We start from the raw sequence: 12931 nt of genomic DNA on the forward strand, positions 1-12931 counted from the left end.
CTTTTTAGATTAAATTCCTGTAATAATATCTGTCGTAGGGTCTTTTCTATGCTCTTTATAATTACATAAAGCTATTTCATTTGAGGTGTTGGCATAACAGTACACACAGGCGTGAGGGCATGTGTTATATTGTCCTATATCCTTGCTCATAATACATCCGCAAGCCTCTCTTTGCCCTCCATCCTTAAGTTTCCTGGTTTTCTTAAAACCATTACTATTGTTAAATAAGGTAGGCTCTTCAAATTCAACTCCCAGGAACTCCATTAATTCCTTATCTTCTCCAAAAAGTTCAATCATCAAATCGTCATCCAAGCATTTATTATGCTTTATTCCATAAACTTCTAAAGGTATCTTTTCTGCACAAGTAGCTATTTCAAAATTCCACTTCTTATTTAACTCCTGCAATCCTTTGGCTACCTGCCGCATCGTATTGAAATCAAACTCTTTAAACCTGATAACTTCTCTCTTCAGATTATTTTCAACCTTTCGGTAAATTCCGATATCAGCAAAACTAAAAACCATCTTCTTCGTATGGTCCATAAGCTGATCTCCAATATTTTTAATCCTTTCAAGAAGTTCCTCAACACCCAGTTCTTCAGTTAGCATTAATGGGTCAAATCTCCATATCACTTTCTCTTTTCCAATCCGTTCTGATAATTCTTTAAAGCTCTCAATTCTACTATCCAGTTTTGGAACCTTACCTTCATACCCCTCCTTGTCATAATCGTTAAGTGAGAACTGGAAATAATAATTCTTAACGTTTTCATCTAAGTAATCCAGGTGCTTCATTAAAGGACGTGGATTTTTTGTCCAGAAAACCACTATCCTGGCATTCTTGAAAGACACATAAGAAAAATTACCATTAAAAGGGTTTCTCCATTTTACATATCCTTTTTTCCATCTCTCAATAAACCAGTCTGCATAAAAGGTTGGGATATCAGTAGACCGGCTGGCCGAGATTATTACGGGCGCCTGGGCGCTTACAATTTCGCCTGAATCTGTGGTAATATCAGTCTTTGACCATTTCATTTGATCACTCTAAAAGTTAGATTAATACGCTCCGCAACTTTTGCTTTTGTTTTTGGTACCTGGTGCTTCCAGTAATGCTGTAATTCTCCCTTCATAACCAGTAAGCTCCCATGTTTTAGCAGCAGTTCAACTTTTTCGCCGGTTTCAATATGCTTTAGCTGAAACTTCCTTTCAGCTCCGAAGTTTACAGAAGCAATGACCGGATTCTTTCCTAATTCTTTTTCTGCATCGGTGTGCCAGGAGATGGAATCATTACCATCACGGTACCGGTTAAGTAAAACAGAATTAAAAGTTACCTCGGCTTCTGTTTCTATCTTTTCCTTAATTTCAAGAAGTTCTTTATTCCACGGATTAGGATTTAAAGTAATTCCAGAAAAACTATAGGGTTTGTCATTCTCGCCATACCATGCAGTAAGTCTTGGAAATTTAATTTCCTTTCCATACATGTTCATGGATTCCTGCTTCCATTCTATATTTTGCAAAAGGGATTGGAAAAATTTATCTGCCTTGGCCTTATTAAAAAAGCCGGGAATATGAATATATTCTCCATTCTGGATTTCAAAATGAGTTTTTGTTTCTTCTTCGGGAGCACCGAATAAATCTAATTGATCCATATCTTAGCTGTGGTATTCCTGTTTAGCTTTCTCCACCAGGTTCTTTAAAAGATCAATATTAGAAGCTAAATCCTTTTCACTTAACCTTACCCTGTATTGCTTCCATTGCTTATCATAGGATAAGACATCTAAATCCGATCCTTCTAAAAGTTCATCAATTTCTTCAACTCGTTCATACTTAATATTCATGATCACCATGGTCTTTCTAGGAACGAAAGAGATAAAGTTATTGGCCATATTATTACGCTCAATACCTATATAATGCTTGTTGTATTTTAGGTTATATTCATCAGTCAATTCTCCCAGGTCTGATAGTACTTTCTGAGTTAATCTAACCGAAGAAGTAGAAGCCTTTTTCTCCCAATATGTTTTATCGGTAGGTTCTGAGATCGAATCTTCATCAAATAGATCAAATGTAACTTCATCCAGTACCTTGGTAAAAAACAATGATATATTATCTTCAAATTTAACAGCTTTCACCTAGATTGCGATTAAAGGGATAAATCCATTAAAAAGAGATATTACATTTAAAAACCTGCTGGTGATATCCTCGGCGATAATCACAGCACAATGATTGTATTGTGGATTCTTTTTGCGCTCTATATCCCAATATTCAATGGTTCTTATGACATGAGATTCATCTGTCTTACCCAATTGGATCTCAACTTCATAACGTTTCTTATCTTCCGGGTCATATAGTATAGTATCTAATCTACCACCGCCAACCATGATCTTTTCAGTATCTCGGAATTCAAGATCACCAAGCCCTAACATAGAAGGATCTTCTTCAATCCTTGCTTGTAACCACTTTTCATTAAGTTCCTGACTATTTTTCAGGCTTATTATCTCAGGTTTTATATAGTTCATGTTTATTTAAATTATTGGTTCTCCCTAGATAGCGAACATTCGTCCTTTATTTTAATTAAATCTCTTTGTGATACCACTTATCTTCCTCCAAGCCGTCCAAAAAAACCTTTGCTGTGATAATATTTTTTTCCTCGATTAATTTTAAATGCTCTTCAAATCTCCCCAGTTTTTGTTCATCACTAGTAAAATTCCAGGCAGCAAGAATTAGTGGTTTCTGGATGCCTGAATTCCTCGTTTCCCGCACCAGTATTTTATACAACTCATTCCAATTCATAGGCAGCGGACAAACCCTGTTATTTAATAGATATTTTTCCATCCTATATAATTTGCGAAGTATCTATCCAGTCAAACTTTCTAACCTTTTCCTTGGCTTTTTTATCGTTGAGACCTTTTACTTCCTGGATAGCTTTCCCAAACTTGTTATAGTTTACCAGGACTCCATCATCCAGGTCTATGGAAATACGCTCTGTAGCTAGTGGATACAAGATCTCTCTTTCATATTCCTGCAGTTCCAATAGAATGGCTCTTAGCCTGTCTTTTTCCTTGGCTGCTTTGGTTTGTTCTGTGGAGCTACCAGTTTCGATGATATGATCCAGGTGCTCGGTACGGGCTTTTAGTTTCTCCCGGTATTCCAGCAGGTATGCGTTAAGGATATTATTAAGTGTATCTGGAGTATAACGGTGCATATAGATTAGCACATTAAAAGAGCCTTTTGGAGAAGAGAACATCCAGTAAATTGGACGTGTTTTGTAGCGTTTTATATGGTCTTTATAAAAGTCTTTTACGAAGTATTTACGAATATCCTTCCCTATACAATCCTCTACAAAAGCCAGGTTCTTATCAAAATTCTCTTTCCCAAATGAAGCCTTTAAAAACTCATAAAAACGACCTACGATATCATCTTCGAACCACTCATCATCTAATACTGGAATAATATTATCGTCATCTGGTAGAAATTTAATCTCAGCTTCTCCTTTGCCTACTTTTTCCAAATAATCTTCAAGCGTTTCTCCCTGGTTAACCAAAATTAGACCATCCTTATCCAGTGAATACCGACCAAACATGCATCCAACTGCATAACTAATAAATTGCGCAAAAATCTCCTGTTGATCGAATACTAATTCTCTATTGACAATATCGACTTCCTCCTTCAATATTGTAATATCACCTAAAGGTACATCGGAAGTTAATTCATTTTGTAAATCATAGAGGTGAATGAACTTTTTATTAAGATCTTCTTCAAGATTATGCAGTTCAAAAAACTTACTTTGCCAAAATTGAATGTATAAATTATAAGCTTCTTCAAGATCTTTCCCTAAAAAACGAATGAGCTCATTCTGCTTAAAGTTCCAAGAAGATTCTTTAGAATTCCATTCAAGCTCAGAAATAGTTATACAATTTTCGGCTAAATCAGCTGTTTCCTTATTCCAAAATTTACTAGTAAATGGAAGTTTAGCAAAATAGCCTTCAGAAAAGTGCATAGTCGGATTAATAATGTTTACAAGATGTGATGTGTATTTTAAATTTCCAAATGCCACTAAACATCTTCTAAATTCCTTATCTTGACCGAAAGCTGAAGGCGCACATCCATTATGAATAAATCCCTCAGGAAACACTCGAAAAGCATTTGTACTTGATGTAACATCACTCCAACTAACCGAAGGCAAAAAATAAAATTTTGGATTTCTTATGACAGACCTACGTTGCCCATTATCATTAAAAAAGTTTTTTATTTCATAGCCATCATTTTTCCACTTAATGAAAAATTCCTGATTTCCATACCATTTTCTAAAGGTCCCACCTTTGTTGTGGGGAACCCAAGTATTATTTGATCTATACAATGAAGAGTCTTCAAATCCAACCTCTTGCCATGTTCTTAAAAATCTGTCATTATCGGCAGTAGAGATTCCTTGTCGAGCTTTTATTTTATTTTGAATTGGTTCACAGTCTTCAAAAATTTTGATTGTATTGTTGCTTACAAAATATGCTAATGGAGAACCTGGTATTTTTTCAAAATCTTTTTGATTCGCTTTATAAAACCAACTACATTTTTCATCTTTGATTGCTTCAAGAGTTTTAGGACCTTGTTGATTAGCTCCTCTAAAATCACTTAAACGGACATAACTTCCTAATCCGCTTGGAAGGTTCTGCTTTCGTAAGGTAAATGTGCAAATTGGTACAGTTGCTCCATCAAATCCAGAATATTCAAGTTGTATGAGGTTATTAATAAAATGATTATCAATAATATCTTCCCTTAAATTTTCATAGGTAGAAATAAACATCCAAACAAATGGAGTCATATATCCAGACAGGCCATTAGCATTACATAGTTCGAGGTTTCTCAGGATAAAAGTTGCAAATAGATCGGATTTCGTTGCAGGATATTTATTTGCAACGTAATTCCTCAAGGTCGGTTCCATTCTGGAAGCTCCTATATATGGAGGATTAGTAACCACTAAATCGTATCTTCTGCCAAGTAGGTTATATAATTTCTTTAATTCCTCTTGTCTTGCACTAAAAATTGAATTTTCATCTATCTGAAAATTATCGGCCTCTTCAGGAGTTACGTGAATTAGTGATCCTAAAGCCGAAGCATTTTTAAACTTATCATCAAATTCAAAATCTTGATAAAAAGAGATATTAGGTTGGATATTCTTCTTTTCTATGCTTCTTAAAAAACGACGATGTTTTTCCCTTCCTTTCATCAAAATAACAAAAGATGCTATCTGTGCTGCTCTCTCGTCTATATCTACACCATATAAGTTTTTGGTTATTATTAACTCAGGGATTTCTGAAGGATTATAACCCTGCTCCTCGTAAATTTTATAAAATACATCGAATGCGTAGGATAAGATATGGCCTGAACCTACACATGGTTCAAAAAATTTAATCTCCTCAATGCTTTTAGATTTTCTTTTCTCCAGCTGATCTTTATAATCTGGTTCTATATAATATTCTAAAGAGTCAGTAACCTTTGTTTGCGGTTCAATTTCCGTCCAGAGTTGACCTAAGGTATTATCTACCATATATTGAACAATCCACTTAGGTGTAAAGAGCTGAGAAGCTGGAGCAAGATCCTCAGTTTTATATTTTTTCTTAGAACTAATTAGCATATCATTTAACTCTGAGATATAGAATTGGTATAACCAGCCAATTACCTCAACTTCCTGGCAATCTTCATTGGACATTCCTTCCATGAATTCATGAATAATGGAGAATTCACTGGTAAGATCATCAGGTAATAAAAGCTCTGTATAATCATCTATCTTTTCAAAAAGAAAAGGAAAAATGGAATGTAGTTGGTTACATGCGCCAATTAGTAGCTCCTTGTATACTTCATTCTGCGCATTAGAACTGGGGATCTTCCCGTCAAGAAGATCGTAAATATGCTCTTTATTTACTGGGAGTTCATCAGGAATCTGGCCCTGCCTCGCATCTTCGAGGATCTCTGGCAGCGTATATCCCTCTTTCGGGGTAATAATTTTAATACCGGTAGGCTGGTATTCGTTCACATCCATGAACCTCAACGCCATCAACCTATTAAACCAGGTATAGGCGACCTTGTCTATTACCTGTGCTTTAGAAGAATCTTTGATAGCATCTTTCAGGCTGTTTAAGGCGATGGCCTTTTCTCGTAATTCTGCAGAGTCAGTTGTCAATACCAGTTCCATCCTGGAACCTACCTGCTGCAATAATTTTCTCCTGGCGTCCTGGGCAAATCTTTTAAGTCGGTTAGTGTTCATTAAAGGGTGATTCTTTTATTGTCTTTTATATGTTCTTTTAAGCATTTTCGAAGAGTTTCTACATAATCATCCACATCCTCTTCCGTTTTCAATTCAGTCTTATCAAACTGCACCCTAATGTTCGAGCGCTTGATATATCGGGCTGGCGGTTCTCCTGCACCTCCTCCTGGTTTGTCCTCGGTGACCAGTTCTAGCATTTCATTCAACTGCTTTTCAAAATGATAATTTTCAGCACGGTGGCTAATCTGTCTTATCTGGGAAATATATCGCTCTTTCCTGATCTCCTCCTTAGCCCTTTCAAAAGGATCTAAAACCTGTTCTTTTTCTTCTTCACTCAGCTGAGAGAACTCTTCTTTGGATTGGAAATCGGATACCAGCTGATCTATTTTTGAACTGGCTTTTTCTCTTTCAGCGTCAAAAGTATCCTTCAGCTTTTTAATTAAATGATCCTTGACTTCCTTTCCTTCCCTGATCGAATTTCCCTGGTAAGGCTTCGGGTCGTTTTTGATCAAATCATTTAGCTGATCAAGCTCTTCACCTTCCACGTAAAGAAAATTGGAAGTATCTCCTTTAACCAGTTGACGTATCTCATCATAAATTTCCTTCTGGTCACTATTCATGAAGGTTTTAATGGGAGTTAGAAGGTCTTCCTTGGTATCTAAAAGCTGGTCCTCAAAATCATCCAGTTCATTTAAAAAGTAATTATAATCTTTCTTAGTCCATCTTTTTAAATGGTCTGCAAATGCGTTTAAACTGGCAAGAAACGGGTACTGATTTTCCTGGACCTGTAACTGACTCACTTCCGCCAACATTCCCTGAAGCTTCTCCTTGAAAGCCTTGGCTACTTCCTTGCCCTCATTATAAGAGCAGGTCTCATCAAAAGCATCCCGATAAGCATCTTTTAGAGCTCTAATCTGTTTCGGGTCGATTTCCTCCTGAGGCTCAAGCAGGGTATTATTATGATAGGAGCTGTTGATTAGAGAATCGATCACATCCTGATCTTCCAGAATATTTGAATCCTGCTTTAGTTCAATTTTCCCTCTGCGATATAGCTTTGCAACTACCGTCCAGATTGCGTTAGGATACCAGCCATATGGTTTTTTGGTAAATACCTCTTTAACATCTGAAAGTGAAGTCCTGTCAGATCTTTTCTTTCTCCTATTGATAAGACTGAAGATTTGATTTTCAGCTTCAGACATGGTAGAATCATCAGTTCCAAAAAGATCATCCTGTGGATTTCGAACCACGCTTCGAATGGTATCTTCGCTGAATTGGGTACTGCCCAGCATTCTTAAGTTGGAATACACATTCTTGACAAGATCCTGGAAAGCTTTTATTACCCTTGTTTTACCATCGGAAGTTGCCCCCATCTCATGCTTGTTTCCATTCAGAAAGACCGTGGATTCTGATAACAACTTGTTGGCGAGCTCTTTTAAATTCGACTTTCGCCTAACATTTAACTGGCTTTTCTCGGCTAAAATCCTGCTGACTTCGGGCCGGTTTGAAGTAGAGCGGTTTTGTTTGACGTATTTATCGGTCTTCAAATACATCTTCAAATCCTTGATGAAATTTGAATCTGGAGGAAGAACCATTTTCATTCCTGTACTCCCCATAGTCTGAGACTGTAGATAGGTAGTGTTTGAATACTCGGGATAATTTTCAGTGATCAGTTCAATTTCCAGTTCCTTTTCCCTGCCCAGAGTAATACCATCGATCTTGCTGGTGAAGTCGTAATACTGTTTATTTTCGAGGTACTTTATCCTGTTATCCCTGATGATCTCATCGAAAAGAATTTCCCGAAGTAACTGGGTCACCTGTTGTTCATCAACATCGGTATTCTTTATTTCCTGCTCTACATCCTTTTCATCATCAGTCAAAAACTCATAGTTATCTCCATTTCGTTGAATATAACTTTGGTTCTCCAGTTTATTTAGAGCCTCTTCAATTTTTCTTTCATGCTCTTTTAGATCCACATCCAGATCATCAAGCATCAGTACAGATATATTCCTTTTAGTGGTCTTAAAATTGTTGAAATACTTTACCAGGAATAATGCTTTAAGGACTTTGACGGCAAAAGGATTATCGAGGTTTTTTTCAGCAAGATTAATTGAGCTTTGCATTTCTCCCCTTAGCTCATTTTTAATCCCGCTGTACATTTTATCGAAGCTAACTAACGTACGTTCATCACCATTCTCTATCTGCTGGATCACCTGCTGAAAGACTCCCAGCATGGATCTTTCTCCCACAGAAGAATGTTTCCCCTGGAAGGCATTATGAGAAGACAAAGCTCTCCTACATTGCTGAAACAAATCGAATTGATAAGGCACAAAAGGAAATTTATTGGCAAAATCCTCCGGGCTCTTAAATCCTTTGAATTGTACTCCTGCTTCAGAAAAAGACAATAAGGTTTCTAGATGAGCATTTTCCTTTTTGTATAATGCTATTAAATGCTCTTTGGCGTTATCTTTCTTTTTGAGAAGTCTTTTTTCAATTACTTCATCAACGTTGGCTGAAGTAAGAGGCACTTTTAATTTAAATCTTGCCTGGATCCGTGAAAAGTCGTTCTCCTGAGCTTTGGTCAAATCACCAATCACCTTTTCCATATCTTCCTGAGAAGTGACCAGTATCCAGGATCTTCCTTTGGTTTTAGTTGCCAGGGACTCGGCTATGGTCTGCAGATTAAGCATTAGCTTGGTATTATCGCTAATATATTGCCCTACCTCATCAACGAAAAAGTTTAGTTTAAAGCCTGAAGGTTTAGTATTGATATATTCATTTACCCGGTGACTGAAATCCTCAATGGACTGCTTTTGTTTATCTTCCATCTCGTCAAGTATATCTTCATATTTTGAAGCATCCTTTCCAAAGATGTCACTTAAAACCTCTGCAACATTATCGGTAACCATGGGGTCGAAATAGTCTATCCGGGCCTCCTCCCAGGCCTGACCGTGTAGATTTTCAAATTTTGTTTTAAAATCGGCATATTTCTTCTGTTTATCCAGCCACATTTCAAATTCCGCTACGTGAGGCTGAAAACCATAATACCCCAGGTGATCAAAAAATACTTTATAGAAAACTGAAAGAATGGCGTTCTCATCAGCCTTTGAAGTGATTTGTGCCTGTTGATCTATATTAAACAAAATAGCCTCTGAAGGGATCCTTGTCGCAGCAAGAACATCTCCCTTAAGCATCTCATCGTTTTCAATTTTTTCCGCAAATAATTCACCGCACTTATAGCCATCAACTTCTTTGTTCTCGAGCACATAAGATAAAATCTTAAGTAAGTGAGATTTACCAGAACCAAAAAAACCAGATATCCATACACCATTAACACCATTATAATTGTTGTAAGCCTGAAAGAGCTCCCGGATCTTCTTTGAAATTTCATCGGTAATTACATATTCTGCCACTTCGGTTGAGATATGATCCCTGTCATCTGCCTTGATTACCGTTTCAATAGGTCGATCTACAGGTTTTAAGAAGTATTCTTTGATTGTCATGGTTAGGCTTTGATTGTATTGATATTAAAAGCTCGGTAGTAGTTATCGTCTTTAAGTAATCCAAAAAGATTCAGAGAATGTCCATTATATTCACCGGGAAAGAAAGCCACCGTAGGACAATCCCTGGCAACATTCTGAAGATTGTTCAGCACATTATGCGAGCGAATGAACGGATAGCAGGCTCCTATTCCTGTGAGAAAATAAACCTTTGCTTCAGATTCATCTATCATTTCCTTGATTTTCGGCATCAGAACCTGATGAATATTAAGGGAGGATTGCAAAGCCCTTAGAAATTTATCTTTGGATTTTCGCTGTTCCACCCTGAACATTCTTTCAATTCCTCCTTTAGCTTCCAGAATTTCACAGGAGATATTGTATAAATTCAATTCCAGAACTTTTATGCCCTGAGAATTAAGTTTATTCTGAAGAAGCCTGATCGCAATCTTTACTTCATTTTCATCCTCCGCTTCATACGTAGATATAAAGAACGGGATCTCCCCGCCCAGGCTTTGTTTTTTGAGAAAATTAGAAGAAGAGATCACCTTATACAGATGATCAAACTTTTCGGTTATATTGGTCATTATAATTGGTTAGTATAATTTTTAAGATCTAGGTCGCTGACTAAGAATATTTTCAACCATTTTTTATCATCGCTGCTAATAGCATTAACTACTTCCTGCTGGAGTAATTGAGGTTGAATTATCCTTTCTTTTGTATTGTTGATCAATCCAGCCTGCTCCAAAATTCTGAAAGTTACTTGTTTTATTTTTTTCGAACTACTTTCAGAAAGCTCTCCTATTTCATGGTGTAGCTCCTGCTTTCTACGCAGGAAGGAAATATAATCTCCTTCACTGATCTCGTAATCAAATATCAAATATTTCTCCCGGAGAACTTCCACCGTAAAATCCCTGATAAAAAGATAGGTTTTGCAAACTGCATAAAACGCTATGTGCTTCTGAATCTCAAGGCTACCTTTAACCAGCAAATTCAATTGCTGTTCACTGAGAAATCCCAGGCGTTTTTTCACCTCTCTGTAAATTCGTTTTCCGGTTGCGCTCTTTCCTGCACCTAATTCATTTACATAATCAGGCTCGGAGCCTTTCATAATATGCTTACCTACATGCACCATCTCCTTCAAACGTAGAGAAGATGACGTATATGCAAAATCATATTTTTCAGGATTCATTATTTGAAAAATCTAAATGCTGGAATTTTGTTTTTGTTAATTAATTGACAATGAAAAAAGTAGGGTGAGATCATTGTCATTTAACATTTTTATAATATTACAAATTCCGGGAAGATGAAACAAATCAAAAAATTATTAAAAAATAGCTATATTTAATTTTAATAATTGATGCTTCCCTACAATCATCTCCTAACTTTTTTATGATGAAAAAATCTCTGAAGATTGTTGAATCACCAGAAAGTGAAATCGAAATCAAAGTTGTTTCAGATTTCAATAATTACGACCATAAACATGTTTACCAAATATTTCCTATTGGAGATGATAAAGGATTAATTGGAGCTGAAGATGGTGAAAATTTTGCGATAAATATTAAATCTAATCTAGATGTAAGATTTGGATGGTCTATTTATTTGGACGGAATTAATGTTATTCAAAGTTATGGAATTAAATCACTGTCAGATATCCCCGAAAATGAACGAGACAATTATGATCGTCACGTTAAATTTTTAGGCGAAACTGAGGGGAACCATTATTCACACTGTTACAGTCAACTCAATGGTGAAAATAGACGCTTTACCTTCACTACTAAAAAAGGTTCTGGAATTAATGAAGTTCTATTAAATGACCCTTCACATTCAAACAGAATAGAAATCTACTTGTGGCGTGAGGAAAGGGATTCTGATTATGATGAGCTACCATTCGCAATAGAAGACAAGGAGTCTGAATCAAAAATTGGAGCTGGGGAAACGACCTATACGAAATTCGAAGAAGGTGAAAATTTAAGATTTCCAGTGTTTTTAGGAAAAATCACAATTCTTCATCAGGAAGCCTCAAGACTTAAAGACTCAAGGAACAGAATCATTCAAGATTATGCGAATGATCCAATGGATAAAGTACCAAAAACATAAACTTTTTTCTATTCAATAATTTTTTCAAAATCATGCATGCTACTAATTACTCCACTTTAGATAATGATTTTTCCTACCAAGACATTGACTATTTAATGCCATATCCGACAAAATTATTTAAAAACCTCAATTCTGAGCAAAAACAGGTTTTCCAAAAACTTTTAAATAAAAAACCCGGTGAGTCCTTCGATATTGAAAAGGAATTATCCGGTATTATCATGCCCCTAAAAGGCATATTTCAGAAAAAACTGAACTACGAGGAAATTCTTCAAAAAATAAATAAACACTATAATTTACAGGATACTACTTCATCAGTCCAAAAGATGGAAGAGCAATTACTCCTCTACAAATTCAAGGAGAATTACGATAAGTTATCACCAGAGGAAAAAAAGAAGTTCCAGGATGAGCTTAATAAAGTGCTGGAAAATCAAAATCTTGAAAGTTCCCAATTAGCTTCCTTAGGTACAGTTGGAGCCCTTGCTTTAGCAGAACTCTCGGGCATGGGCTTGTACATTATGGCATCTACCTTGGTTGGAGGTCTTACCAGTTTATTAGGAATTACTCTCCCGTTTGCTTTCTATACCGGCATGAGCTCTTTTCTTGCTTTTGTAACAGGACCAGTGGGTTGGGCAATCGGAATTGGCGCTTTTGCTTACTCGGTAAGAAATGAGAGTCTCGAAAGCATTTCAAAAAAGTTTAGGACTACATTTACCGCTTCAAAAAATCTTGTTAGAGGTAACTATGAGCTTGCATCGGTTATCGTTGTTCAAATGTGTGCTTTCAGAATAATCCTAAATCAGGAAAAGAATAAAGAGATTCAGGTTCTAAATTCCAAAATTGCTAAAGAAAGAACGAGAAAAGAGCAGATTTCCTCAAAGGTTGAGATGGTGGAGCTCCAATTGAAGAGGATTCAGGAAGAAAAAAACAAGTTGGACAAAGAAATCAACGCAATTTCCAGTTCTCTTAAAAATCATGAGTTATCAGTTAGCAAGTTAAAATCTAAATTGATCTAGCACTCACTTTTCAAAAATTAGTAATTTTAACATACCACAACAAGATGAGAACATGTGAATTTGAATTGGTT

At 36.2% G+C, this 12931-nt stretch carries 11 protein-coding genes; 2 read left to right on the forward strand and 9 right to left on the reverse strand.

Going from position 1 to position 12931, the window contains the following annotated elements; genetic code table 11:
* Positions 1-9: 9 nt before the first annotated feature.
* The 9 genes from C7S20_RS05560 to C7S20_RS05595 are packed head-to-tail and all read right to left on the reverse strand — an operon-like array spanning position 10 to position 10939.
* On the reverse strand, positions 10-1029 hold the full coding sequence (locus C7S20_RS05560; protein ID WP_107011553.1) for a DUF1848 domain-containing protein: 1020 nt from the start codon (positions 1027-1029) through the stop codon (positions 10-12).
* On the reverse strand, positions 1026-1643 hold the full coding sequence (locus C7S20_RS05565) for an alpha-ketoglutarate-dependent dioxygenase AlkB family protein (protein WP_107011554.1): 618 nt from the start codon (positions 1641-1643) through the stop codon (positions 1026-1028). Before C7S20_RS05565 ends, C7S20_RS05560 begins: the two co-directional genes overlap by 4 nt.
* Positions 1644-1646: 3 nt before the next feature.
* Positions 1647-2123, reverse strand: a complete 477-nt coding sequence (locus C7S20_RS19740) for a hypothetical protein (RefSeq protein ID WP_227009110.1) — start codon at positions 2121-2123, stop codon at positions 1647-1649.
* Positions 2124-2510, reverse strand: a complete 387-nt coding sequence (locus C7S20_RS19745; protein ID WP_227009111.1) for a hypothetical protein — start codon at positions 2508-2510, stop codon at positions 2124-2126. It abuts the gene before it with no gap.
* A gap of 55 nt (positions 2511-2565) precedes the next feature.
* The gene (locus C7S20_RS05575) at positions 2566-2826 is read right to left on the reverse strand and encodes a hypothetical protein (RefSeq protein ID WP_107011555.1); all 261 of its coding nucleotides are present in this window, start codon (positions 2824-2826) and stop codon (positions 2566-2568) included.
* A gap of 1 nt (position 2827) precedes the next feature.
* Positions 2828-6253: a BREX-1 system adenine-specific DNA-methyltransferase PglX gene (gene pglX, locus C7S20_RS05580; RefSeq protein ID WP_107011556.1), complete on the reverse strand. Its 3426-nt coding sequence runs from the start codon at positions 6251-6253 to the stop codon at positions 2828-2830.
* The gene (brxC, locus tag C7S20_RS05585) at positions 6253-9753 is read right to left on the reverse strand and encodes a BREX system P-loop protein BrxC (RefSeq protein ID WP_107011557.1); all 3501 of its coding nucleotides are present in this window, start codon (positions 9751-9753) and stop codon (positions 6253-6255) included. Before brxC ends, pglX begins: the two co-directional genes overlap by 1 nt.
* A gap of 2 nt (positions 9754-9755) precedes the next feature.
* Complete coding sequence (locus C7S20_RS05590) at positions 9756-10334, reverse strand: DUF1788 domain-containing protein (RefSeq protein ID WP_107011558.1); 579 nt, start codon at positions 10332-10334, stop codon at positions 9756-9758.
* Positions 10334-10939 (reverse strand): DUF1819 family protein, encoded by a 606-nt coding sequence (locus tag C7S20_RS05595; protein ID WP_107011559.1) that lies wholly within the window; start codon positions 10937-10939, stop codon positions 10334-10336. The genes C7S20_RS05590 and C7S20_RS05595 overlap by 1 nt, the downstream gene beginning before the upstream one ends.
* Before the next feature lie 200 nt (positions 10940-11139).
* Between C7S20_RS05595 and C7S20_RS05600 the strand changes: the two genes are divergently transcribed.
* The gene (locus C7S20_RS05600) at positions 11140-11847 is read left to right on the forward strand and encodes a hypothetical protein (RefSeq protein ID WP_159039878.1); all 708 of its coding nucleotides are present in this window, start codon (positions 11140-11142) and stop codon (positions 11845-11847) included.
* Between the two features lie 32 nt (positions 11848-11879).
* Entirely contained in the window at positions 11880-12860 is a 981-nt protein-coding gene (locus C7S20_RS05605; RefSeq protein ID WP_107011561.1) for a hypothetical protein, read from the forward strand.
* Positions 12861-12931 lie beyond the last annotated feature (71 nt).

The organism is Christiangramia fulva (genome assembly GCF_003024155.1).
Lineage (GTDB): Bacteria > Bacteroidota > Bacteroidia > Flavobacteriales > Flavobacteriaceae > Christiangramia > Christiangramia fulva.